This is a genomic window from Wenzhouxiangella sp. AB-CW3 (assembly GCF_014725735.1).
GTDB lineage: Bacteria > Pseudomonadota > Gammaproteobacteria > Xanthomonadales > Wenzhouxiangellaceae > Wenzhouxiangella.
Map to the genome: position 1 here is coordinate 2,585,080 of NZ_CP061368.1, position 24,627 is coordinate 2,609,706.

General features: G+C 63.5%; 17 protein-coding genes and 1 pseudogene. 11 read left to right on the top strand and 7 right to left on the bottom strand.

Going from position 1 to position 24,627, the window contains the following annotated elements; all coding sequences use genetic code 11:
* Window positions 1–68 precede the first annotated feature (68 nt).
* Window positions 69–1,594, top strand: a pseudogene (gene istA / locus IC757_RS11265) (IS21 family transposase).
* Window positions 1,581–2,321, top strand: a complete 741-nt coding sequence (istB, locus tag IC757_RS11270) for an IS21-like element helper ATPase IstB (protein WP_190974040.1) — start codon at window positions 1,581–1,583, stop codon at window positions 2,319–2,321. The pseudogene istA and the gene istB overlap by 14 nt, the downstream one beginning before the upstream one ends.
* Before the next feature lie 39 nt (window positions 2,322–2,360).
* Here the strand turns inward: istB and IC757_RS11275 are convergent, their stop codons facing one another.
* From IC757_RS11275 to IC757_RS11300, 6 genes are all read right to left on the bottom strand, one after another.
* A complete protein-coding gene (locus IC757_RS11275; protein WP_190974409.1) occupies window positions 2,361–3,398 on the bottom strand; it encodes an IS701 family transposase in 1,038 nt (345 codons plus the stop codon).
* Between the two features lie 168 nt (window positions 3,399–3,566).
* Window positions 3,567–4,229 carry a VTT domain-containing protein gene (locus IC757_RS11280; protein WP_190974410.1) on the bottom strand — a complete coding sequence of 221 codons (663 nt, stop codon included), beginning with the start codon at window positions 4,227–4,229 and terminating at the stop codon, window positions 3,567–3,569.
* On the bottom strand, window positions 4,226–6,274 hold the full coding sequence (locus IC757_RS11285; protein ID WP_190974411.1) for an NADPH-dependent 2,4-dienoyl-CoA reductase: 2,049 nt from the start codon (window positions 6,272–6,274) through the stop codon (window positions 4,226–4,228). Before IC757_RS11285 ends, IC757_RS11280 begins: the two co-directional genes overlap by 4 nt.
* Window positions 6,275–6,367: 93 nt before the next feature.
* Complete coding sequence (locus tag IC757_RS11290) at window positions 6,368–7,312, bottom strand: DnaJ C-terminal domain-containing protein (RefSeq protein WP_190974412.1); 945 nt, start codon at window positions 7,310–7,312, stop codon at window positions 6,368–6,370.
* 58 nt (window positions 7,313–7,370) lie between these two features.
* Window positions 7,371–10,040 carry a serine/threonine-protein kinase gene (locus tag IC757_RS11295; RefSeq protein WP_190974413.1) on the bottom strand — a complete coding sequence of 890 codons (2,670 nt, stop codon included), beginning with the start codon at window positions 10,038–10,040 and terminating at the stop codon, window positions 7,371–7,373.
* Window positions 10,041–10,053: 13 nt separating this feature from the next.
* Window positions 10,054–10,635 (bottom strand): ECF-type sigma factor, encoded by a 582-nt coding sequence (locus IC757_RS11300; protein WP_190974414.1) that lies wholly within the window; start codon window positions 10,633–10,635, stop codon window positions 10,054–10,056.
* Between the two features lie 135 nt (window positions 10,636–10,770).
* On the opposite strand from IC757_RS11300, the gene IC757_RS11305 reads away from it, so the two are divergent.
* The 4 genes from IC757_RS11305 to IC757_RS11320 all read left to right on the top strand — a co-directional run bounded on the left by IC757_RS11305 (window position 10,771) and on the right by IC757_RS11320 (window position 17,699).
* Window positions 10,771–11,406: a TetR/AcrR family transcriptional regulator gene (locus tag IC757_RS11305; RefSeq protein ID WP_190974415.1), complete on the top strand. Its 636-nt coding sequence runs from the start codon at window positions 10,771–10,773 to the stop codon at window positions 11,404–11,406.
* Window positions 11,403–13,841 (top strand): acyl-CoA dehydrogenase, encoded by a 2,439-nt coding sequence (locus IC757_RS11310; RefSeq protein ID WP_223846101.1) that lies wholly within the window; start codon window positions 11,403–11,405, stop codon window positions 13,839–13,841. The genes IC757_RS11305 and IC757_RS11310 overlap by 4 nt, the downstream gene beginning before the upstream one ends.
* A 130-nt stretch (window positions 13,842–13,971) precedes the next feature.
* The gene (locus tag IC757_RS11315; protein WP_190974416.1) at window positions 13,972–16,338 is read left to right on the top strand and encodes a 3-hydroxyacyl-CoA dehydrogenase/enoyl-CoA hydratase family protein; all 2,367 of its coding nucleotides are present in this window, start codon (window positions 13,972–13,974) and stop codon (window positions 16,336–16,338) included.
* Window positions 16,339–16,517: 179 nt separating this feature from the next.
* The gene (locus tag IC757_RS11320) at window positions 16,518–17,699 is read left to right on the top strand and encodes an acetyl-CoA C-acyltransferase (RefSeq protein ID WP_190974417.1); all 1,182 of its coding nucleotides are present in this window, start codon (window positions 16,518–16,520) and stop codon (window positions 17,697–17,699) included.
* Window positions 17,700–18,140: 441 nt separating this feature from the next.
* Here the strand turns inward: IC757_RS11320 and IC757_RS11325 are convergent, their stop codons facing one another.
* Window positions 18,141–19,454 (bottom strand): NAD(P)/FAD-dependent oxidoreductase, encoded by a 1,314-nt coding sequence (locus IC757_RS11325; RefSeq protein WP_190974418.1) that lies wholly within the window; start codon window positions 19,452–19,454, stop codon window positions 18,141–18,143.
* Between the two features lie 55 nt (window positions 19,455–19,509).
* On the opposite strand from IC757_RS11325, the gene phhA reads away from it, so the two are divergent.
* Genes phhA through IC757_RS11350 form a run of 5 tightly spaced genes read left to right on the top strand, consistent with a single transcriptional unit; the run spans window position 19,510 to window position 24,592 of the window.
* Window positions 19,510–20,310, top strand: coding sequence for a phenylalanine 4-monooxygenase (phhA, locus tag IC757_RS11330; RefSeq protein WP_190974419.1), 801 nt, complete (start codon window positions 19,510–19,512; stop codon window positions 20,308–20,310).
* A 2-nt stretch (window positions 20,311–20,312) separates the two neighbouring features.
* Window positions 20,313–20,654, top strand: coding sequence for a 4a-hydroxytetrahydrobiopterin dehydratase (locus tag IC757_RS11335; RefSeq protein WP_190974420.1), 342 nt, complete (start codon window positions 20,313–20,315; stop codon window positions 20,652–20,654).
* Complete coding sequence (locus tag IC757_RS11340) at window positions 20,651–21,607, top strand: AAA family ATPase (protein ID WP_190974421.1); 957 nt, start codon at window positions 20,651–20,653, stop codon at window positions 21,605–21,607. The genes IC757_RS11335 and IC757_RS11340 overlap by 4 nt, the downstream gene beginning before the upstream one ends.
* A 1-nt stretch (window position 21,608) precedes the next feature.
* Window positions 21,609–22,583 carry a DUF58 domain-containing protein gene (locus IC757_RS11345; protein WP_190974422.1) on the top strand — a complete coding sequence of 325 codons (975 nt, stop codon included), beginning with the start codon at window positions 21,609–21,611 and terminating at the stop codon, window positions 22,581–22,583.
* Between the two features lie 41 nt (window positions 22,584–22,624).
* Window positions 22,625–24,592 carry a DUF3488 and DUF4129 domain-containing transglutaminase family protein gene (locus tag IC757_RS11350; RefSeq protein WP_223846102.1) on the top strand — a complete coding sequence of 656 codons (1,968 nt, stop codon included), beginning with the start codon at window positions 22,625–22,627 and terminating at the stop codon, window positions 24,590–24,592.
* Window positions 24,593–24,627 lie beyond the last annotated feature (35 nt).

Here is a 24,627-nt window from a genome sequence, read left to right on the forward strand (position 1 = left end):
GGCCACAAAACACTGTAGCGTCCCGTGCCAGACAAATAAGCCGGGACAGATCATTGAAGGAGTGGGTTGTGATTCACAAAATCAAAGCATTACACGATCAGGGGCGGGGCCTATCGGTCCGGGCGATCAGCCGGGAACTGGGCATTGCCCGTAACACGGTTCGCAAGTACCTGAGACTGAACGAGATGGCGATCAGCCAGGCCCAGGAGGATCCCTCGCGTAGCAAGCGTCTGGACGAGTATCGAGATTTCCTCATCCACCAGCTCAAGACGTATCCCCGGCTGAGCGCCATCAAGCTGGCTCGGCGACTGCGTGAGAAAGTGGGCGAGTTGCCAGCCTCTGAGCGTAGCCTGCGCCGCTACGTGCGAGCACTCAAGGAGCAAATCGCCAACGGCCAGACTCGTTATTACGAGCCGGTGGTTGACGCCGTACCCGGCGTTCAGTGCCAGGTTGACCCCGGCGAGCTGCGCGGAGTGATGATCGCAGGGGTGGAGCGGGTGGTCTACTTCGTGGTCTTCGTTCTGGCCTGTTCACGGCTGATGTACGTGGGGTGCGATTCCAGCCTCTGGACACCGAGGCGTTCATCCAGCTTCACGACGAAGCCTTCCGCTACTTTGGTGGTGTGCCTGAGGAGTGTGTATACGATCAGACCAAGCTCGTGGTGATCCACGAGCGGTACCGAGAGCTGACGCTCAATCAACGCTTTCACCAGTACGCCACGACTGCCGGTTACCGGATCCATGCCTGCGAGGGCTATGATCCCGAGAGCAAGGGCAAGGTGGAGGCCGGGGTCAAGTACGTCAAGCAGGACGCCCTTTACGGGGAGTGCTTCGAGAGCGAGACGGCGCTGTGCCAGCACCTGCAAGGCTGGTTGGAGGCCGTGGCCAATGTTCGCAAGCACGGCGCCACCGGTCGCCAGCCGCGGGCCCACTTCGAGGCCGACGAGCGCGCACACCTGCGTCCCTACATTGTGGCGCAAAGCCTGCTTCAGGCTCGCCCTGACCACGAGACCCGCCGGGCCGACAAAACCGGGCTGATCTCGTGGAAAGCCAACAAGTACTCAGTGCCCCTGCGCTGGCAGCGGGCCCAGGTGGGTGTCTCTGAACAGGAGGGGCACCTGCATATCCATGACCTGGAGAGCGGCGAGCACATTGCTGAGCACGTGCTGTGTCTGGAGAAAGGCCGCACGATCAAGAACAACCACCACTACCGGGATCCGGCCCAGCGCATCGCGGATCTGGAAGCGGCCATCTGCCAACAGCTGCCCGACGGTCAGGGCGAGACGCTGTGCCACCTGCTCAAGGTGACCTCGCCGAGGATCTACAAGGACCAACTGGCAGGCCTGCGTGATCTGCTCAACCGGCATGGACCCGTCGACGCCGAACTGCTGCAGACACTGACTCAGCAGCCCCGGTTGACCGCCAGCACCGTGCAACGCTACCTGGAGGCGTGGCAGCAAGCTCGAGACCGCGGGCGAGCCCCCGATACCAACACAACGCCTGATCCTGAGGACCGAATGCCTGTCTCGGCCCTGCAAGCCTATGCTCAGGTTGGCCGCTCCAGTGGCCAGGAGGTGACCCATGAGTCGGCTTGAACAGACCCAGTCCCAGTACCGCAGCCTGCGCCTGAGCGCCACCGCCGGGCACCTGGGTGAGCTGCTGGCCCAAGCCGAAGCCAACGAGCTGTCCTATCTGGAGCTTGCCCGGCAGATCGCCGAGCACGAGCTGGCCGAGCGCACCCGCCGCCGCATCGACCGGCACCTGAAACAGGCACAGCTGCCGGCGCACAAGCCGCTAGAAGCGTTCGACTACCGCCACCAGACCACCATCACCAAGCGTCAGGTCAGCGCCCTGCTGGACTTCGGCTTCATCGATGAGCGCCAAAACCTGGTGTTCATCGGTCCGCCCGGGGTGGGCAAAACGCACTTGGCCATCGGCATTGCTCTGAAGGCCATTGAAGCCGGCTACAAGGTGCTGTTCCGCACGGCACTGGCGCTGGTCGAAGACCTGGAGCTGGCCGAGATGAAAGGTGAACTGAAAAAACGGCTGAGACAGTTGGGTAAGTACGATGTGCTGGTGATCGATGAGCTGGGCTACCTGCCCATGACCCGGCAAGCCCGCTACAACCTGTTCCAGCTGATCAATAGCCTGTATGAGTACCGCTCAATCATCCTGACCACCAACAAGGACTTCAGCAACTGGGGAGCCTTCTTCCACGATGACGCCGTGGCGGTACCGATCATTGACCGCGTCATCCACCACTCACACATCTTCATGCTGGGAGGAGAGAGCTATCGCTTGAAACAGAAAACCACGAGCTAGACGACACACGGTGGGTCAAAATAAATGGCCAAAAGTGGGTCAAAATAGATGGCCATTGACAGCTTGCATACGACCCAGTGTCGATAGACTGACATCGGCTGGCGCATTGCTCAGGCTGTATTTGATCGTATTGGGTTTACCGATTTCACGGCGGCACAACAAATGCCACTGTTTGGTGGTTGAGGACTTCTTGTCCCAGAGCCAGACCCGAGCACAAAGGAGGTCGACAGTTAATGGTCCCCGTTCACTGTCGCGCAAAGTCGTCCGACTCCATGCGCTGTCCGGCTGATCCGCCACCCACTTTCCGACTTCGACCGACTCTTGATCACTACACAGTCGTCGTCTCGGCCGACCTTTACCGGGCGTGCTGGCTGGAACGTAGGGAGCTGGATCCTTCAGGTAGATATGGCGGTCCTTGCGCACGTCAGCGACAAACGTTTCACCTTTCATATCAAGATCTTGCAATAGCCTGAACGATGAGCCATAGACCGCATCCATGCCCACCCACTCAAACCGAACCCCGTTGACACGCGCCTGCTCCACAATCTCCATTGCCAGGTCAGGCTTGGTCTTGTGGACTCGCTCCCCGTGCGGAATACCGGCCTTGGCACAGCGCTTCGGATCGTTAGTCCAGACCGTGGGTAGATAGAGCCGGGCATCAATCAGACTGACATGTTTGCCCTTGCCCAGCGCACCGAATACGCCGACCTGGCAGTTATCCGTCTTGCCCAGCCGGCCATTCCACTGACGAGCCACACCCACCGAATGCTTGCCCTTCTTAGCAAAACAGGTTTCATCAATGTAGAGCCCAGACCCCTCATCACCACCGACCCAATCATTGGCATCCCGCGCTACCTGATTCATCACCGCACGGTGACTCCACCCCGAGTAACTCAGAAAGTTCTGAAGAACCTGGCTATCGCTGTCAGGAACCACCTCTGCCATGCGTTCCATGTTTCTTTTCGGGGATTGAATCAGTCCGCTGAGGTATTGTTTCGCTTGACGGCTGACATTGTGATTGCCGGACCGGAAACAGCCGTCATAGGTGTCGTAAAACCCGTCATAACGACCCGACATCGGATCGAATAACTGGTCATCACAAATCCCGTTTTTTGAGTTACTGTTTGAATTTCTGGAAGCTCATCCTGTTTGCTCTTCCACTTCGGCCTGATACGGTCCATTGTACATAAACTATTGATTTATTGGAAGATCAACGTGACAAAGCAGAATTAACCGCATGGCCCACTAGGTCGCATCTGACCCCATGCGCCGCCTTGCCCAGGCACCGGCCAGGGTCAGCGCCACCAGCACAAACAGGGGCATCACCGTGCCTGCGGAGAGAGCCTGTTCGCCTTCTACCGCGTCGGTAATGCCGTGAATGGCCGTGGCGTAGATTCCCCACTTGATCGTCAGCCCCAGTGCCGTGGCCGCCAGGAAGGTGGCCAGCGGCAAACCCAGCACGCCGCTGGCGAAGTTGATCACCGAATGCGGAAAGCCCGGCAGCATACGCAGGGCCAGCAGGGTGAGCAGATCGCCACGTCGCTCCAGCAGCTTCACGATCCGTGCCGATCCGCCCGATGGCTGCCAGTCACGCCCCAGGCGTTGTGAGAACCGGTACGCACCAAAACCCCCGGCAGTGCTTGCAATCACCAGTAACACGGTGGCCAGTACCGGATGATTGAATGGTGCAATCAGCCACAGCCCTGAACTGCCCGGCAGACCGAACGTGAACAGCACGGCGATCATGATCATCACTGCCGTCAGAAACCACCAGGCCGATCCGATCTGCTCACCCCAGGCCAGCAGCGGCTCCAGTCCGATCGGCTGCCAGACCGCCAGCACCAGGCCAGCCACCAGCAAGGCCGGCAGCAACCATATTCCCAGCCCCGACCCGGAACGCTTGCTCACAACCGGGCCGCCAGGCGGGTGCCTTCGTCAATGGCGCGCTTGGCATCGAGTTCGGCCGCGACGTTGGCGCCACCGATCAGGTGGGTGGTCATGCCGGCCTGTTCCAGGTCTTCGACCAGTTCGCGCTGCGGCAACTGGCCGGCACAGATCACGATGTTGTCGACCTTGAGCACTTCGGGCACATCATTGACGCGCACATGCAGGCCCTCGTCATCGATGCGCTCATAGCTCACTCCGCTTCGCATGTGCACGCCATAGTGCTTGAGAGAGGTCCGGTGAATCCAGCCGGTGGTCTTGCCCAGCCCCTTGCCCGGCTTGCTGGTCTTGCGCTGCAATAACCAGACCTCGCGGGAAGGTTCGGGAAAGGCCGGCATGAGCCCGTCAACACCGCCACGACGAGTCATTTCCGTATCCACGCCCCACTGCCGGAAGAAAGCCTCGGGTTCGGGCTGGTCGGGATCGGGACGCTCGGGCACCTCGCCGTGCACCAGAAACTCGCTAACATCAAAGCCGATGCCACCGGCACCGATAACCGCCACTCGCCGTCCCACCGGCCGATTGTGCAGCAGGACATCGATATAACCGAGCACGGAAGAGTGATCCTGACCGGGAATGCCGGGGTCGCGCGGCATCACGCCGGCGGCAATGATCACCTCGTCGAAGGATTCATCTGACAATGCCCCGGCATCAACACGGGTGTTCAGCCGCAGCACCACGCCACTGGTTTCGATGCGACGGCCGAAATAGCGCAGAGTTTCGACGAACTCCTCCTTGCCGGGAATGCGCTGGGCCATGTTGAACTGGCCGCCGATACGATCCATGGCCTCGAACAGCACCACGTCATGACCGCGCTCGGCGGCCGTGGTGGCCGCAGCCAAGCCGGCCGGCCCGGCGCCGACCACGGCGATTCGTTTCCTCTCGGTTGCCGGCCTGATGACCAGGTCGGTTTCATGACCGGCCCGCGGGTTGACCAGGCAGGAGGCCACCTTGTTCTGGAAGACGTGATCCAGGCAGGCCTGGTTGCAGGCAATGCAGGTATTGATGTCATCGGAACGGTCCTGCCGGGCCTTGTTGACCCATTCCGGATCGGCCAAAAAGGGACGGGCCATGGAAACCATGTCGGCATCACCCCGTTCCAGCACCGTCTCGGCGGTGTGCGGCATGTTGATGCGATTGGTCGTGACCAGGGGTACCGACACCGCATCGCGGAACTTGCGCGTGACCCAGGTATAGGCCGCGCGCGGCACCGTGGTGGCAATGGTGGGGATGCGTGTCTCGTGCCAGCCGATGCCGGTGTTGATGATGCTCACCCCGGCCTGCTCGATGGCCTGGCCCAGGGCAACGACCTCGTCCCAGCTATTGCCGTCGGCCAGCATGTCGAGCATCGACAAGCGGTAGATGATGATGAAGTCGGCGCCCACGGCCCCGCGCGTGCGCCGGACAATCTCGATGGCAATGCGCATGCGATTGTCGAACGAACCACCCCACTCGTCGTCACGATGGTTGGTGCGCGGTACCAGGAACTGGTTGATGAAATAACCTTCAGAGCCCATCACCTCGATGCCGTCATAACCGGCTTTGCGGGCCAGCCTGGCGCAGCGCACGAAGTCGCGGATCTGTTTCTCGACCCCGCTGGAGCTGAGCGCCCGGGGCTTGAACGGCGTGATCGGTGACTTGATCGCAGACGGCGCGACCGAAAACGGATGGTAGGCATATCGGCCGGCATGCAGGATCTGCATGCAGATACGGCCGCCGGCTTCATGCACGGCACTAGTCATCCTGCGGTGGCGCACGACCTCCCAGCGATTGGTCAGCTTGGAAGCCAGCGGTGCCAGACTGCCACGACGGTTCGGGGCGATTCCGCCGGTGACCATCAATCCGGCTCCGCCGCGCGCACGCTCAACGAAATAGGCGGTCAGCCGTGGCCAGTTCCATACCCGGTCTTCCAGGCCGGTATGCATGGAGCCCATCAGGATGCGATTGGGCAGCGTGACATGTCCAAGGTCAAGCGGACGAAACAGGTTCGGATACGGAGACTGGCTCATGAACGCGTGGTCTGGCTTGCGGGATAAGCCGACATTATGCCGCGCCCGAGTGAGGACAGTGACCCGAATTGAATGGCACGGCCGGAAACCGGCTCAGGCGGTCACGCTCAGCTCCGAACGGGGGTTGAACTGCTGTTCCTTCTCCAGCTCCCGGTACAGTTCCTTCTGGCGCTCGGTCGTCGCGCGCGGCACCACCACCTTGAGCGTGACCAGCTGGTCGCCAGGCGGCTGCCCCGGCAGCCCGCGCCCTTTGAGGCGTAGGCGCTTGCCGCTGGATGAGCCCGCCGGAATGTTCATGGCCACGCGGCCGCCCAGAGTCGGGACGTTGACGCGGGCTCCCAGCGCGGCTTCCCAAGGCGCAATGGGCAGGGTCAGTTGGATATCGCGTCCGTCGAGTTCAAACAAGGGGTGGGGAAGAATGTCGATCTCCAGGAACAGGTCACCTCGCCGACCGCCATTGCCACCCGGCTCACCCTGACCGGCGAGACGAACCTGCTGGCCCGGCGTGACACCCGCGGGAATGTTCACATCCAGGCTGCGTGTACGCGCATCACGCAAACCTTCACCCCCCGGGCCGGCGGGGTCGATGGTGATGCGACGGCGACCGCCAGAGTAGGCCGTTTCCAGATCGATCTGGACACGGGTGCGAAGATCGCGGCCACGTGCTCGCGGCGCGCGGCCGCGGCGTGCGCTGAAGCCGCCGCCGAACAGGTTCTCGAAAAACTCGCTGAAATTGGAAAAACCGCCCAGGCCGTCGCCGTCGCTGCGTCGAAAGCCGCCGCCCCAGCCGGGCGGCGGCTCGAACTCGTCGCCCTGACGCCAGCCCCCGGCGCGCAACTGGTCATACTGACGGCGCTTGTCCGGGTCCTTGAGGACTTCCCAGGCTTCGCCGATTTCCTTGAAGCGATCCTCCGAACCCGTTTCCTTGTTCCGGTCGGGATGATACTTGCGCGCCAGCTTGCGGTAGGCCCGCTTGATTTCGTCTGCGCTGGCTCCCGGCTCCACGCCCAGGGTCCGGTAGTAGTCCTTGAACTTCATTGGGGCTCTCTCGTCGTCATCGATCGCTTACCCTTCAATGGGGACGCGCAAACCGCTGTCAAGTCGGGTCATCGGCCAGGCTGACCGTTTCTCCCGGCTCGGACCGGGCCAGACGAACCACGTAGGCATCCCGGTGGGTTTCGTCGGTCAACTGCTCGAGATGGTTGTCCAGGTCGGATTCCGATGCTGGCCGATCCGTGGAGTGCTGTCGCGCCAGTTCGGCCAGAACCCGCGGCTCGGTCACGCGCCAACCGCCCAGCCCCAGCGCCTGACGCAGCTCCAGGCATTCCTCGGCAGGCGGCAGAGCCTGCTCAGGGTCTCCGGCCTCGATCAGCCACGCCGACCAGCTGCACAGCGCCGTGCTCAGCACGGTACGGGCAGCAGGTCCGGCCTCGCGGGCACGCTCGATGAACTCGGTGTAGTTCGCCGCGGCCTCTTCCGGTGCCAGTCGAGCCGCGGCACCGAGCTGTTCGAGCTCGGCCTGGAGGCTGTAGGGGTGGGTCGGACCCAGGTGTTCGTTCATGATCTCGGCCGAATGGGAAAAGTGCTCCAGCGCCTGCTCAAACCTGCCCCGGGCAAAAGCCAGCTCACCGTGCCCGATCAGCACGGCACCGTAGTCAGGCGTGCGCTCGCCCACGAAACGACCGGCCACGTCGCGGGCAATGCGCAACTGCCTGTCGGCTTCTTCGTACTGGCCACGCACCACCAGCAGGCGTCCGAGGTGAATCCGCGCAGCGGCCATGGCGCCGGAGTCGCCATATTTCTCCTTGCGGGTCTCGATGACCCGACGCAGCCGTCTCTCGGCCTCGTAACTGCGACCCAGGCGATCCAGCACCGCGGCAAGATTGCTCATCACGGCCAGGGCATCGCTGGAATCGCCGCGCCCCATGGCAAACCAGAGCGCCTCGGCCGCTTCCAGGTGGCGCGCCGCGTCCTTGAGCTGGCCGCCGATCAGCAGCGTGGTGCCCAGATTGTTCTCGGCCCGGGCCATCAGCGGCCATGGACCGGCCGATGCGTCCACGGCCAGGTCGCGCGCCCGGGACAGATCGGCCACGGCCTCGTCCCAGCGCCCCAGGTCCCGATGCAATCGCCCGCGCACCTGCAGCACATCCGACAACCGGGCCGGATGTTCGCCGGGAAACTCCTCGAGAATCTCCATGGACCGGTTGATGACCTCGAAACCATCTTCCATGCGGCCCTTGCGGTGGTAGACCTGGGCCAGGTCGCGATAAGCCATGGAGCGCAGCACCGGACTGACTTTTTCGTCGTCGTGCTCAATGAAACCGACCAGCAGCGGCTCGGCGGATCGGTAGTCGTGCAGGCCGATCATGATCTCACCCAGCACGGCCAGCACCTGCTGCTTGATTGCGGGGTCTTCGGCCAACCAGTCCTCGGCCACCTCGGCAGTGCGGTCGAGCAGTTCCCTGGCCGTCATCTGCTCGGTATCCTCCGACAGACTGCCGACTTCGCGAAACAGGAAAAGCAGATGTTCGCGCACGGCCTCGGAAAGCGCCGCTTCGGTACGGGCCACATCACGCTCCAGGGCCACGACACGGGCCTGCCAGCCGGTCACGGTGATGCCGATGAGCACACTGGCCAGCACCAGCGATCCCAGCATGGCGGCCGTACGATGACGACGCACCCACAGGCCCAGGCGATGCAGCAGCGAGGGCTGCCAGGCACGCACCGGCAGGTTCTCGCACAAGCGCTGGAGCTCGAGCACCAGGGCATTGACCGTGGCATAGCGAGCCTCGGGCTCGGCGGCCGTGGCGCGGTCGACGACTGCCTGCAGTTCCCTCTGGCGACGATACTCGCGCCATCGTGGCAGCACGGACCGATCACGCCCCGGCGCCTGACCGTGCACCATCCAGTGCAGCAGCGCGCCCAGGCTGTAGATGTCGGCAGCGGTGGAGATTGGCTCACCGGCCAGTTGTTCCGGAGCCGAAAAGCCGGGGGTGAGCGCATCGACCATGGGCACGCCGGCACCGGCATCCAGCAACTTCGACACCCCGAAATCCAGCAGCCGAACCTGCTGTTCCGGGGTAACGATGAGGTTGCCCGGCTTGATGTCGCCGTGCACGACCAGTTGCCGGTGCGCCGCCGAAACCGCCATGCAGATGTCCTGGAACACGGCCAGCAATTGCTCGGGCCCCGGCCCATGCTGTTCCATCCACTCCGAGAGGGTCGGACCATCAACCCATTCCATGACCAGGTAGGGACGGCCATCGTTCATGACGCCGCCATCCAGCAAGCGGGCAATGGCGGGATGATTGATACGCGCCATCACCTGGCGCTCGGCTTCAAGCAGCTCCGCCAGGTACTCGCTGGCATTCCGTATGACCTTGACCGCCACAGTCATCTCGAAAGCGCCGTCGGCCCGCTCGGCACGGTAGACCTCGCCCATGCCCCCGGCGCCCACTGACTCAACCACCCGCCACGGACCCAACCGGGTGCCATCCGGCAACGGGCCGGCATCGTTTGCTTCGCGGGCTTCCAGGGCTTCTCCAACCAGGTCGCGGGCCGAGCGCTCAAGAAATTCAGCCGGCTCGTCCATGGCTTCGAGCAACCGCTGCAGCCATGCACTCAACCGTGGAGCGCGCTGCCGGCATTCGGCCAGGTAGCCGGCACGCTCATCACCCCGGCGCTCCAGAGCCTGCTCAAGCAAGTGATCGAGCAGACGACGACGAGCCGGCGTCAGCCTCGATCCGGTTTGCCGGCTTCGGCTCACGATGCCCCCGCCTTCACTGTGCCTGCATCTCCACCAGCAGCCAGGCACGGGCCCGGTCCCAGTCGCGCTGCACCGTGCGCTGCGAGATATCGAGCATTTCGGCAATTTCATCGGCCGTCATGCCGCCAAAGAAGCGGGCAATGACGACTTCGGCCAGGCGCGGATTGACTGCTTCAAGCCTGGACAGGGCCTCGTCGACTTCCAGCACTGTGCTTTCGCGTCCCGGATCATCGGTCGCGATCTCCTCGTTGAGCGAGACCGGGGCGTTCCCCGACCCCCGCTTTGCGGCCAGCTTGCCTCGAGCATGATCCACGATGAGCTGTCGGATCGCGAGCGAAGTCAGCCGCTTGAGATGTAGCCGATTGCGGATGTCCTGGCTGGACGAGGCGCGCAGCTTGAGAAATGCCTCGTGGACCAGTTCGGTGGTCTGCAGCGTCGGGCTGGAGCCAAACCGGGCCTGCTGACAACGTGCCACCTCCCGCAGATCGTCGTAGATCAGGGGCAGAATGCGGTCGATGGTATCGGGCTGCTCTCGCAGCTCCGACAGCAGACGCGTCACTTCTCCGTCCGAAATGGCTTCGCTGGTCGCAGGCACGATCTGATTCCGAAGTGAATGATCAAGCTCAATATTCTGACACATCCGAATGACGTCGACCGCAATCCGGGTGACCTTGCACGACGACACTGCCTGCTGTAGCATTGAAACGCTTGTTTGAATCAGGTGTTTTAATTGAGCATTTCAACCCGCGATCGCATTCTTGACAGCGCCGAGCGACTGTTCGCCGAACAGGGCTTTCATGTCGCCACGCTCCGCCAGATCACGCAGGAAGCCGGGGTCAACCTGGCCGCGGTCAATTACCACTTCGGCTCCAAGCAGGCGCTGATGCGCGCGATCTTCAAGCGCCGCCTCGATGCCCTCAATGCCGCGCGCATGAAGCAGCTTGATGAAGCCCTTCGTTCCGATCCTCCCGAGCTCGAGCAAGTACTGGATGCCTTCGTGCATCCGGCGCTGGCGTTCACCCGGGGCGGCGATGCCGAGGGGCAACGCTTCATGCAACTTCTGCTGCGTGCCTTTGCCGATCGCGACACCGACCTGCACCAGGCCATGCGTCAGGAATACGCGCATGTCATGCGCCGCTTCGCCGACGCCATCGGTCGCGCCCTTCCCGGAGCCGATGCAGACAGGCTCCGGCAGCAGCTGGATTTCATTGTCGGGGCGCTGACCCTGACAATGGCAGAGTCGGCACTCAAGGACACCCGCATCATTGCCGGCGAACTGGTTCGGTTCGCCGCCGCCGGACTACGCAACGCCCTGCCCTCGGGCCAGACGCGCGAAGTCCGCTATCCACTGGAGGCACGATCATGACCCTGACCATCATTGCTTTGCTGTTCCTGACGCTTGCGGCCACGGCCTGGTTTCGGGCGCCGGGCTGGCTTGCCGTTGTCCTCGCTCTTGCCGCCCTGGTCGCCGCCATCGCCACCCCGGCGGGCTGGCCAGCAGTGGTGATCGGCCTGCTGGCGGCGCTGGTGCTGGTACCACTGGGTCTGCCGCCACTTCGCCAGGCGCTGATCTCCAATCGCCTGTTCGGCTGGTTCAAGTCGGTGCTGCCACCGATGTCGGCCACCGAGCGCGAAGCACTCGATGCCGGCACCGTGTGGTGGGATGCCGAGCTGTTTTCCGGGCGTCCACGCTGGAAGACCCTGTTCGAGATGAACAAGCCAGGCCTGAGCGAACGCGAACAGGCGTTCATCGACAACGAGGTCGAAGAACTGTGCGCGATGATCGATGACTGGCAGGTCAACCACGAGTTGAACGACCTGCCCCCGGAAGTCTGGCAATTCATCCGCGAGAAGAAATTCCTGAGCATGATCATCCCGCGGGAATACGGCGGGCTGGACTTTTCCGCCCAGGGTAACGCCGCGGTGGTGACCAAGATTGCCAGCCGCAGCCTGTCAGCGGCAGTCACGGTGATGGTGCCCAACTCGCTCGGCCCGGGCGAGCTGCTGATGCATTTCGGCACTGACGAGCAGAAAAACCACTACCTGCCCCGCCTGGCCTCGGGCGAAGAGATCCCCTGCTTTGCCCTGACCTCGCCGCTGGCCGGTTCCGATGCCGCTTCCATGCCCGACGAGGGCATCGTGTGCAAGGACAAGTTCAACGGCAAGGAAGTGCTGGGCCTGAAAGTCAGCTGGGACAAGCGCTATATCACCCTGGCCCCGGTGGCCACCGTGCTCGGCCTGGCCTTCAAGGCACGCGACCCGGATGGGTTGCTCGGCGGCAAGGAGAACCTGGGCATTACCTGTGCCCTGATTCCAACCGACACACCGGGTGTCGAACTCGGCGATCGCCATCGCCCCGGCGGCGCCACGTTCATGAATGGCCCGACGCGCGGCAAGGATGTTTTCATTCCACTGGACTGGGTGATCGGCGGAAGCGAACGCGTCGGCCAGGGCTGGCGCATGCTGATGCATTGCCTGGCCGCCGGCCGCGCCATCTCGCTGCCGGCCCAGAGTGTCGCCAACGGCAAGCTGACCAGCATGACCACAGGCGCTTACGCCCGGGTACGCTACCAGTTCAAGCAGCCCATTGGTCATTTCGAGGGGATCGAGGAGCCACTGGCGCGCATCGGCGGCGAGACCTACCGCATGGAGGCCGCCCACAAGCTCACGCTGAGCGCGCTGGATGCCGGCGAGAAACCGGTCGTGCTCTCGGCCATTCTCAAGGCCTACCTGACCGAAGCCAACCGCCGCGTGCTCAACGACGCCATGGACGTGCATGGCGGCAAGGCCGTGGTCGAGGGTCCGGGCAATTACCTGGCCATACCCTTCCAGGCCATTCCGGTGGCCATCACCGTAGAAGGTGCGAACATCCTGACCCGTTCGATGATCGTGTTCGGCCAGGGCGCGATCCGCTGCCATCCCTACCTGCTCAAGGAAATGGAGGCAGCGGCCGACGACGACGCCAGGGCCTTCGACCGGGCGCTGTGGGCGCATGTCGGCTTCCTGATCTCCAATACCCTGAGAACCCCGGTGCTGGGACTGACCGGCGGCCGGCTCAGCGGCAGCCCGGTGTCCGGCCCGACGGCGCGCTACTACCGCCGCATCAACCGGCTCAGTGCCGCCTTTACCCTGATCGCCGACCTGTGCCTGCTGATCCTGGGCGGCAAGTTCAAGTTCAAGGAAAAACTCTCCGGCCGCCTGGCCGATGCCCTGGCCCACCTCTACATGGCCTCGGCCACGCTCAGGCGCTTCGAAGACGATGGCCGTCCCGAAGACGATCTGCCGGTCATGCGCTGGGCGGTCGAGGACAGCCTGCACCAGGTCGAAGAAGCGCTTTACGGCGTATTGCGCAACTTCCCCGTGCCCACGCTCGGCCCGGTGCTGCGCGTTATGGCCTTCCCGTGGGGGCGCCGCCATCACCGCAGTGACGACCGCACCGGCCATCGTATAGCCCGCCTGCTGCTCGAGGACTCGGCCACCCGCCGGCGCCTGATCGACGGTGCTTTCGAGTCAAAGGCGGACGATGGTGCCGGCGTACTGCTGCAGGCATTCGCCGCCGTACTCAAGGCCGCCCCGGCCGAAATGGCGGTGCGCAATGCGCTCAAGGCCGTGCCCAACCCGCTCAACGTCGATGAACTCTGCGCCAAAGCCGTCGAGGCCGGCGTGATCAGCGAAGAACAGGCCGCCGACCTCAAGCGCGCTCAGGAGCTAAGCGCGAAGGTCATCGCCGTGGACGAATTCACTCCGGAGGAAAGCGGCGGCCAGCAAAGCCTGGAACCGCCACAGGCCGCTGCCGGGTAAAGATGTTCACCACGGAGACACAGAGAGCACAGAGAACTGAAAAGACTTCAACTTCCAGTTTTTCTCTGTGAGCTCTGTGTCTCTGTGGTGAAAGTTTTTTCGAGAAACTGCTCAGCTAAAAGGATTAGCAATGACCGATCACAAACTCACCGTTCGACGTGCCGCGGTACTGGGTGCCGGGGTGATGGGGGCGCAGATTGCCGCCCATCTGGCCGCCGCCGGTATTCCCGTGGATCTGTTCGATCTGCCATCTGATGAGGGCAAGCGCAGCCGCATCGCCGACGAGGCGCGCAAGAAGCTGGCCAAGCAGAAGCCGGCACCGCTGGCCCGCAAGGGCCTGGCCGAGTTCATCACCCCGCGCAACTACGACGATGACCTGGAGCAACTGGCCCGGTGCGATTTCATCATCGAGGCCATCGTCGAGCGCATGGACATCAAGCAGGACCTCTACGAGAAGATCGGTCCGCATATCGGCGCCGACGCCCTGTTTGTCACCAACACCTCGGGCCTGTCAATTACCGAGCTGGCCGGCGTGGTGCCCGAGGCGCTCAGGTCGCGCTTCTGCGGCGTGCATTTCTTCAATCCGCCGCGCTACATGCACTTAGTCGAGCTGATTCCGCATGCCGGCACCGAAGGCCGCATTCTCGATCTGCTCGAAGACTTCCTCACCCGTACCCTGGGCAAGGGCGTGGTGCGCTGCCGCGACACGGCCAACTTCATCGCCAACCGCGTGGGCGTGTTCACCATGTGGTCTACCATGCACCATGCCGAACGCCTCGGCCTGCCCTTCGACACCGTCGACGCGCTGACCGGCCCGGCCATCGGCCGCCCCAAGAGCGCGACCTTCCGCCTGGCCGACGTGGTCGGGCTCGACACCATGGCCAACGTCATTCGCACCATGGACGCCAAGCTCGAAGACGATCCCTGGCATGCCTGGTTCCAGGCACCCGGCTGGCTGCAGAAACTGATCGAGGCCGGCGCGCTGGGCCAGAAGGCCGGCGCCGGCGTGTTCCGCAAGGACGGCAAGGAGATCAAGGTCTTCGATCCCGAGTCGGGAGATTACCGCGCCACCGACTACAGCGTGCGCGACGAGGTCAAGCAAATCCTGGCGATCAAGGATCCGGGCGAGAAGCTGGCCACACTGGCCAAAGGCGAGTATCCGGAAACGGACTTCCTGTGGGCCATCCACCGCGACCTGTTCCATTACTGCGCCTATCACCTGGCCGAGATCGCCGAATCGGCACGCGAGATCGACCTGGCCATGCGCTGGGGTTACGGCTGGAATGCCGGGCCGTTCGAACAGTGGCAGGCGGCCGGCTGGAAGCAGGTGGCCGAACTGATTGATGCCGACATCCGCGGCGGCAAGACCGAAGTGGAGGCCGGCCTGCCCAAGTGGGTGGCCGAGGTCGAGGGCGCCCACGGGCCGGGTGGGTCCTGGTCACCGTCGGCGGGCGAATACAGCCCGCGTCCGGACCTGCCGGTTTACCAGCGCCAGTACCAGCCGGTGCGTCTGCTCGGCGAAGCGCATCACGACGGCCAGACCGTGGAGGAAACCGATGCCATTCGCCTTTGGACACTTAACGATGACGTGCTGATTGCCAGCCTCAAGACCAAGATGGGCGTGATCGACAATGGCGTGGTCGATGGCCTGAACAAGGCGCTGGACCGTGCCGAGGCCGGTTTCGAGGGCCTGGTGATCTGGCAGCCCAAGGGGCCGTTCTCCGCCGGCGCCAACCTCAAGGCCGCCGCCGAAGCCATTCAGCGCGGTGATTTCGACAGCGTACGCACCCTGATCGAAGGCTTCCAGGACGTGAATCTGCGCATGCGCTACTCGACTGCGCCCTCGGTCGCCGCCATGCGCGGACTGGCCCTGGGGGGCGGACTGGAGCTGGCCATGCATGCCTCGCGTCGCGTGGCTCATCTGGAAAGCTACATGGGCCTGGTCGAGGCCGGCGTCGGCCTGCTGCCGGCCGGTGGCGGACTGGCCACACTGGCACTGCAGATCAACGCCGACACCGCCGCCGGCGATACCTGGCCGTTGATGGAAAAACGCTACAAGCAGGTGGCCATGGGCCAGGTGGCCGGTTCGGCCATGGAAGCCCGGGAAATGGGATACCTCAGGCCCGAAGACCAGATCGTGATGCACGAGCACGAACTGCTGCATGCCGCCCACCACCAGGTGCGCGCCCTGGCCGCCGCCGGCTACCGCCCCGAACACGCCGCCAGCTTCCCGGCCGCCGGCGATGTCGGTATCGCCACGCTCAAGATGCTGCTGGTCAACATGCTCGAAGGTCATTTCATTTCCGATCACGACTTCGAGATCGGCGAGCGCATTGCCACCGTGCTCTGCGGCGGTGCAATCGACCGCAACACCCCGGTCAACGAACAGTGGCTGCACCACCTCGAGCGCGAGCACTTCCTCGAGCTGTGTGCGATGGAGAAGACGCAGGAGCGTATTGGGCACATGCTGAAGACGGGGAAGCCGTTGAGGAATTGACATAAAGGTTTCAGGGTTCAGGGTTCAGGATTCAGGTTTCAGGAATGGCTTCGACATAGCCTGTTGCCTCTTCAGCGAATACCGACGCGACCCCATTGGCGTGACTCCAAGCGCTCATCGAGGCCCGCCCTGAACCCTGAAACCTGAACCCTTCATTTAGACAACCGAGGACTCAAGCAATGAGTGACGCATATGTAGTAGCCGCTGTGAGGACGCCCGTCGCGCGGGCGTTCAAGGGCGCATTCAGGAATTACCGGCCTGACGATCTGCTGGCCGATGCGCTGAGATCCGCGCTGGCCGAGGTGCCGGAGCTCGATCCTGGCCGGGTCGAGGACGTGATCGTGGGCTGTGCCATGCCCGAGGCCGAACAGGGCATGAACGTGGCCCGCATCGGTGCCTTGCTGGCCGGCCTGCCCGACACCGTGCCGGGCGTGACCGTCAACCGCTTCTGCTCGTCCGGCCTGCAAACCGTAGCCATGGCCGCCGACCGCATCCGGCTCGGTGAGGCCGATGTAATGATTGCCGCCGGCACCGAAACCATGACCATGGTGCCCATGATGGGCCACAAGGTGGCCATGAATCCGAAGGTATTTTCCGACGACAATGTCGCGATTGCCTACGGCATGGGCATTACCGCCGAGAAGGTGGCGAAGGAATGGAATGTCAGCCGCCAGGATCAGGATGAGTTTGCCTACCAGTCGCACCAAAAGGCGCTTGCGGCCATCGATGGCGGCGAGTTCACGGAGATCCGCCCGGTCACCGTGACCAACCGAATCCCCGACCCGAAGAGCGGCCAGGTGCGTGAAATCGAAACCGTGGTCGACACCGACGAGGGCCCGCGCCGTGACACCGCGCCCGAGGCGCTGGGCAAGCTCAGACCCGTGTTCGACGCCAAGGGATCGGTCACCGCCGGCACCAGCTCGCAGATGTCCGATGGCGCCGGTGCGCTGATCCTGGTCTCCGAGCGCGTGGTCAAGGAACTGAACCTCGAGCCGCTGGCCGTATTCCGCGGCTTTTCGGTCGCCGGCGTGCGCCCGGAGGTCATGGGCATCGGGCCGATCGAGGCCATTCCCAAAGTGCTCGGCCAGACCGGAATCAACAAAGACGACCTCGACTGGATCGAACTCAATGAGGCCTTCGCCGCCCAGGCCCTGGCCGTCATGCGCACCACCGAGCTGGATCCCGAGAAGGTCAACCCGCTCGGCGGCGCCATCGCACTGGGTCATCCATTGGGTGCGACGGGGGCAATCCTGTCAGCCAAGCTGATTCATGGCCTCAAGCGGCGCCAGCAGCGCTATGGCATGGTCACGATGTGCATCGGCACCGGCATGGGTGCGGCCGGCATCTTCGAGCGGGTCTGAAGAACCGAAGAACACACCATTAACCCGGCAGGTATGTTAATCCGGCCGGTATTTTGATCACATTCAGCCGACTCTATAGGAAGGATTGATATTGAACCGCGGATGAACGCAGATAAACGCGGATTGGTTGAGTCGCAAACAATTAACAAGTCATCAACAAGAATTGATCTGCGTTCATCAGCGTTCATCTGCGGTTTCTTAAATCAAGACAGGCCCACGTCTGAAAAGCATGCGAAATCAGGCACAAAAAAAAGGCGGCAACAGCTAGCGCTGTGCCGCCTAACCCCCAACGGGGCATGGCCCCGGGGTGCGCCCGTACCAGCAAACGGGCTTTCCTCTACCAACCTGTTGAGAAACAGTTTGCCACTCACGCACGTTGGGGCAAACCCGCAAATCAACGTCATCTTTTGTACGAAATTTCCTACATGTGTAGGAAAAGTATTACAGGGGGTGCTGTCTGCCCAGCCAGCGCTCCCTGAGCGCATCCAGCAGCTGCCGGTACCAGTAGTAACCCTGAATCCCGGCCCTGCCCACCGGGCCACCGCCCCAGATGGGCGGCCATCGCGAAAAGGCCTGCAGACGGCCGCCATCGCCGGTCAGCGCCTCGGCCAGCACCTCGCCGGACAGCGTGGTCGTCGCCATGCCATGCCCACCGAAAGCCAGGCCGTACCAGAGACCGTTCGGCTGCCGTCCGATCAGGGGCATCTGGTGACGCGCGTAGCTCATCCACCCGCCCCAGGCGTACTCCAGCCGCACACCGCGCAGCTCCGGAAAGACCCGGGCAAGATCCCGTGCCATCAGGCGCCGAATGGCTGCTGGCGAACGAGCCGCCATCGAGATCCGTCCGCCCCAGAGCAGCCTTCGGTCCGGCAGCGGGCGGTAATAGTCAAAGGCAAAACGGGTGTCGTACACGGCCACCGGTGCAGGCAGGACCTCCTGCAATCGAACCCCCAGCGGCTCGGTCACGGCAATATAAGTGGCGACCGGTTGCAGGGCGCGCTGCACGGGGCGATGCAGCCGTCGGTCATAACCGCCCGTGGTCAGCACGACCTCATCGGCCTCGACCTGGCCATGATCGCAGCGCAGACGCCAGCGACCGTGCTCGCGGTCGATCGAACGCACCGGGCTGTGGGCCAGCACCGCTCCGCCATGATTCTCAATCACCTCGGCCAGGCCGAGCAGGTATCGCAGCGGGTGAAAATGGAAACTGCCTGGCTCGTGCAGGCCACAGCCGTAGCGATGACTGCAAACCTGCTCGCGCAAGGCCTTGCGGTCGAGCAGGTCCAGTCCGAACCCGAGCTCATCCGGCCACCGCTTCGCCATGGTCGAAAGCACCGCATCGTCGCCGAACCAGTCGGCAAGCACCACGCCCGCATCGTTGATCTGGCAGTCGATGCCATGCCTGTCGGCACGATGTCGCATCAGCGACACGGCCTCCCGGGTCCAGCCATGCAGGGTCCGGGCCGCCGTGCTGCCCAGTTGTTCAACCAGGGCCTCGTTGTCGAGCGAGTAGCCGGCGAAGACAAATCCACCGTTGCGCCCGGAGGCCCCGGCGCCGGGCATGGCGGCATCGATCACACAGACATCGCGCTGCCCGCGCTCGATTAGCCCCAGGGCCGTCGACAGGCCCGCCAGCCCGGCCCCGACAATGGCCACACGATAGCGATGCAGGCCCGAGACAGAGGCAAAATCAGGCTGTGGCGCGGTGGCCTGGTACCAGGTACTCCCCGGCCACCGATGATCGAGCAACTTCATGGATCACCACGCGCGGGATGATAAACTGGGGCAAAAGCAATTCAAGGAGGTACACATGGGCAAGTCGACCAAGTATGAAGCCAAGGTGCCTGACGAGAACGGGATCATTCCGTACAGCGATGAAGAGCATAGCGTGTGGCGCGACCTCTATGCACGCCAGATCGACATCATCGACGGACGGGTCTGCCAGGAGTTTTCCGACGGGCTGGAGATCCTGAACCTGCCCACCGACCGGATTCCCCAGCCCAAAGAGGTCTCGGAGGTGCTGTATGAACGCACCGGGTGGCAAGTGGCCCCGGTTCCCGCGCTGATCAACTTCGATCGCTTCTTCAAGCTGCTTGCGGAGAAAAAGTTTCCCGCCGCCTCGTTCATTCGTTCGCGCGAGGAAATGGATTACCTGCAGGAGCCGGATATCTTCCACGAGATCTTCGGCCATACCACCATGCTGACCCACCAGGCCTTTGCCGACTTCACGCACGCTTACGGTCTGGCTGGCGTCAAGGCCAGCAAGAAGGAACGCGTCTTTCTGGCGCGCCTGTACTGGTTCACCGTAGAGTTCGGACTGATCAACACGCGCGACGGCGTACGCATCTACGGCGGCGGCATTGCCTCGTCTCCGGGCGAGACGGTTTACTCGCTGGAAAGCGACGAACCGATGCGTCGGCCCTTCGACCCGATCGATGCGCTCAGAACCCCGTATCGAATCGATATCTACCAGAGCGTCTACTACATTCTCGAACGCATGGACGACCTGTTCGGCCTGGCCGGGGAGGACCTGCTCGGTCTGATTCGCAAGGCCCGTGCGCTTGGAGAATTCGAACCCACGTATCCACCCAAGGAGAAGGAAGCAGCCTGATCATGAGCGACAACACACTCACCGAGAAGAAATGTGTTCCCTGCGAAGGCGGCACCAGCCCGCTGGAGCACGACCGCATCGACCAACTGCTGCCGCAGATTCCCGGCTGGCAGGTCGATGATGCCGGCAAGACGATTTACCGGCGCTTCGAGTTCAAGGGGTTCTACAAGACCATGGCCTTCATCAACGCCATGGCCTGGATCGCCAACCAGGAAGCGCATCATCCCGACTTCGAGGCCGGCTACAACTTCTGCCTGGTGAACTTCACCACGCACGCCATCGACGGGCTGAGTGAGAACGACTTTATCTGCGCCGCCAAGGTCAACGCCCTGCTTGACCAATGACGACACCGGCTACGCGCAGCGCGGCACGGCCCGGCGACCTGGCCGATGACCTGGCCCGGGCCCGTGCTGCGGTCAATGAGGTGATTGTCGACAAAGCCGAGGTGGTCGACCTGGCCTTTACCGCACTGCTGGCCGATGGTCACCTGCTGATCGAGGACCTGCCCGGCGTGGGCAAGACCACGCTGGCGCAGGCGCTCTCGCTGGCTGTCGGTGGCAACTGGCAGCGTATTCAGTTCACCAGCGACATGCTGCCGGCCGACATCGTCGGCATCTCAGTGTTTCGGCGCGAGGACGAGCAGTTCGAATTCCGCCCGGGGCCGATCTTCGCCAACGTGGTGCTGGCCGACGAAATCAATCGGGCCACCCCACGAACGCAATCGGCGCTGCTGGAGGCCATGTCGGAAGGCCAGGTCACGGTCGATGGCCACACCCATCTCCTGCCCCAGCCCTTTTTCGTCATTGCCACCCAGAATCCGCTGGATCTGACCGGCACCTATCCGCTACCTGACTCGCAACTGGATCGATTTCTGCTTCGGCTCTCGATCGGATACCCGTCGGAGGCCGAAGAGCGCCGCCTTCTTACCGAGCCGGACCGCCGCAGCATGCTGGCGTCACTGGAGCCGGTACTCGACCCTGAGCGGGTCACGCAGCTGATCGGCGCCGCAACTGCCCTGCACGTTGCCGATCCCGTACTGGATTATGTCCAGGCACTGATCGCGGCAACGCGCTCCCACTCGGCCGTGGCCGCCGGCCTGTCGACGCGGGCGGCGCTGGCCCTGATCCAGTGCGCCCGGGCCCACGCCCTGGTACTGCGACAGGATTTCTGCCTGCCCGACAACGTCAAGCAGGTGTTCCCGGCGCTTGCCGCCCACCGTCTGCAACCGGTGGCCGAATCGGGCCTGGACGGTGCCGACCTCGTCAACGAAATCCTGGAACAGACGCCCGTCCCCTGACATGCCGTCGCTTGCCACTTCGGGGCTTACATCCAATCTGCGCCGGCGCTGGCAGGCCACCCTGGATCACTGGATCCGGCGACGCGCACCGGCTCACCCTCCGCTGGAGCTGGCCTACCGTCAGATCTTCATCCTGCCCACCCGCTTTGGCTGGATGCTGGGCGTATTGATGGGCGCCATGCTGATCGGCAGCCTGAACTTCAACAACAATCTGGGGCTGCTGACTACATTCATCGTGGCCGGCCTGGCCGTCAACTCCATGCTGATGGCGTTTCGCAACCTGCACCGGCTCGGCGTGCGTGGCGGGTCGGCGCAACCGGTGTTTGCCGGACAGGAGGTCCGCTACCGGCTGACGCTTTTCGCGGCCGACGGCCGGCCACGACCATCGCTGCTGGTCGGCCGGGCCGATCAACCAGCCGGCGCGTCCGTCCCGGGAAACAGCACCGAGGTCAGCATGCCGCTGCCCACCCGTCGCCGCGGCTGGCACCAGCCCGGTCGGATACAGATTGCCACCACGCATCCTCTCGGACTGTTCCGGGCCTGGGCCTGGATCTGGCCGCAGCAGGCCTACCTGGTCTGGCCGGATCCCGCTCCCAACCCGCCGCCACTGCCGGGTAGCGGCGCCGGCACAGGAGATCGACAGCGTTTCGAGCGCAGCGAAGGCGAAGACTTCTACAGCCTGCGTGAGTGGCGTGAAGGTGACCCGCTGCACCGCATCGCCTGGAAGGCCAGCCAGCGTCATCGCACCCTGCTTTCCAGGCAGTTTCGTCGCGCGACCTCGCCGGAACTGGTGCTGACACTTGATCAAGCCGCAGCCTCCGATCTGGAAACACGCATTCGCATCGTTACCGCCTGGATTCTTCAGGCCGATCAGGAAGGCCGCCGCTGGATGCTGCGCCTCAACCACGAGGAGATCGGCCCGGACCAGGGCACCATGCACCGCAACTCCTGCCTGCGCGCACTGGCCGAGCTGTGAAGGAATTCGAACATCTGCCAACACAGACAGTCGCGTGGGCCGTGGCGGCGCTTCTGATGGCAGCGGCACCCCACCTGATGGCCATGCCGCCGTGGATCGCGGCATTGATTCTGGCCGCCACCGGCTGGCGCCTGATGGCTGCCCACCGTCGCTGGCGACCACCCCCGCGCTGGCTGAGAACCGTGCTGACACTGACCGCGGTTGCTGTCGTCCTGGTCGGACTGGGCGGCTGGGGCCGGCGAATGGCCACCACCCTGCTGTGTGTCATGCTCGCAGCCAAAATGATGGAGATGTTTCGACTGCGTGACCTGCGCATGGTGGCGGCGGTATGTTTTTTCCTGATTGCCACGCAGTTCCTGTTCAACGAACGTCTGATCTACCTGCTGTATCTGGCAGCCGGCACCATGGTGGCGGTCGGCGCACTGGTCCAGGCCCAGCGGCACGAGGATGCCCGGCTTCAGGGATTACCCGAAGCCCCCGGCGATCATCGTTTCCTGCTGCGCCACGCTGCAACCATGATTCTTGCCGCACTCCCGGTCGCCCTGACGCTGTTCGTGCTGTTTCCCCGCCTGGCCCAGCCCCTCTGGGGGCTGCCGGAACAGGTCATGGATGGCCGTACCGGGCTGTCGGACAGCATGTCGCCGGGAAGCATTGCCAACCTCTTCCAGGATGAATCTCCGGCGTTTCGGGCCGAGTTCGAAAACGGTCCACCACCGCCACAGGACCGCTACTGGCGCGGTCTCGTTCTGTGGCAGTTCGATGGCAACACCTGGCGACGATCACGTATGGCCGCCGAGCAACCGCCAGTGCCCGTGCCAGACGGGGAACGGTCGCTGGACTACCGGATCCAGCTCGAGCCGCACGAGCAGCGCTGGCTGTTTGCCCTCGATCACCCGGTCGGAGCGCCCTCGGAATCGCGGATCACGATGGATTACCAGATCATCCGCCAACGTCCGGTTACCACGCTGACTCAGTACCAGATCACCAGCAACCCGCAGTTCACCGACATGCCCAGATTGCACGACAGCGTGCGCCAGCAGGCCCTGGGCATGCCGCCGGACCGCAATCCACGCACCCGTGATCGCGCCGAAGCGCTGCGCGAACAATACCCTGACGACCGAGACCTGATCCAGGCCGTGCTGCAATGGTTCAACGAAGAGGCCTTCTACTACAGCCTGGAAACCACTCCGACCGGTCGCCACGGCGCCGACGAATTCCTGTTCGATCTGCGCACCGGCTACTGCGAGCACTATGCTTCGGCCTTTGCCATTCTGATGCGCATGGCCGGCATTCCCACGCGCGTGGTCATCGGCTACCAGGGCGGTGACTGGCAGCCGGGTGGCGGCTACCTGCTGGTTCGGCAATCCGACGCCCACGCCTGGACAGAGGTCTGGCTGGAAGACAACGGATGGACCCGGGTCGACCCGACCGCGGCCGTTGCCCCGGATCGCATCGACCACGGCTCGATGAGCGTCATGGAGGGAGGCCGGCACCTGCTCGATACCGACTGGCTGCGCCAGCTGCGAAATCGCTACGACCGGCTGCAGCATCTGTGGAACCGCTGGATTCTGGGCTTCGATGCCGACCGCCAGCAGCGCTTCATGGAACGGCTGGGCATACCCGATGGCGGCGCAACAGCCCTTGGCCTGCTCATGGTGCTCGCACTGAGCCTGGTCATCGGGATTGTGACCCTCGTGGCCCTGCGCGGGACGCTGAGGGAGCGCGATCGGCTCATGCGAGCCTGGCGACGCCTGGAACGCCGCCTGCGACGTGCCGGCATCCATCGCCGAACCGGCGAGACGCCCCTGGAGCTGCTTGAACGTGCAAGTATTGCCATGCCGGCAAGCGCCAGAGAACTGGAGCAGCTTTCCGCCACTTTTGCCCGTGCCCGTTACGGGCAGGCAAGTCAGTCCGATCGGGACTCCTTCATCGAGCTCGCTTCACGCTTCCGAACGAGCAACGTGATAGAACCAACTTTTCAAAATGACGTCCAAACAGGCGTTTCCTGACCATTGTTTCCTGACCATTGAAACGAGGGCTTATC

Excerpts from the sequence above, each read along its gene's own strand:
- istB (WP_190974040.1), top strand. The coding sequence starts at position 1,581 with ATGAGTCGGCTTGAACAGACCCAGTCCCAGTACCGCAGCCTGCGCCTG.
- IC757_RS11275 (WP_190974409.1), bottom strand. The coding sequence starts at position 3,398 with ATGTCGGGTCGTTATGACGGGTTTTACGACACCTATGACGGCTGTTTC.
- IC757_RS11285 (WP_190974411.1), bottom strand. The coding sequence starts at position 6,274 with ATGAGCCAGTCTCCGTATCCGAACCTGTTTCGTCCGCTTGACCTTGGA.
- IC757_RS11290 (WP_190974412.1), bottom strand. The coding sequence starts at position 7,312 with ATGAAGTTCAAGGACTACTACCGGACCCTGGGCGTGGAGCCGGGAGCC.
- IC757_RS11310 (WP_223846101.1), top strand. The coding sequence starts at position 11,403 with ATGACCCTGACCATCATTGCTTTGCTGTTCCTGACGCTTGCGGCCACG.
- IC757_RS11315 (WP_190974416.1), top strand. The coding sequence starts at position 13,972 with ATGACCGATCACAAACTCACCGTTCGACGTGCCGCGGTACTGGGTGCC.
- IC757_RS11320 (WP_190974417.1), top strand. The coding sequence starts at position 16,518 with ATGAGTGACGCATATGTAGTAGCCGCTGTGAGGACGCCCGTCGCGCGG.
- IC757_RS11325 (WP_190974418.1), bottom strand. The coding sequence starts at position 19,454 with ATGAAGTTGCTCGATCATCGGTGGCCGGGGAGTACCTGGTACCAGGCC.
- phhA (WP_190974419.1), top strand. The coding sequence starts at position 19,510 with ATGGGCAAGTCGACCAAGTATGAAGCCAAGGTGCCTGACGAGAACGGG.
- IC757_RS11335 (WP_190974420.1), top strand. The coding sequence starts at position 20,313 with ATGAGCGACAACACACTCACCGAGAAGAAATGTGTTCCCTGCGAAGGC.
- IC757_RS11340 (WP_190974421.1), top strand. The coding sequence starts at position 20,651 with ATGACGACACCGGCTACGCGCAGCGCGGCACGGCCCGGCGACCTGGCC.
- IC757_RS11345 (WP_190974422.1), top strand. The coding sequence starts at position 21,609 with ATGCCGTCGCTTGCCACTTCGGGGCTTACATCCAATCTGCGCCGGCGC.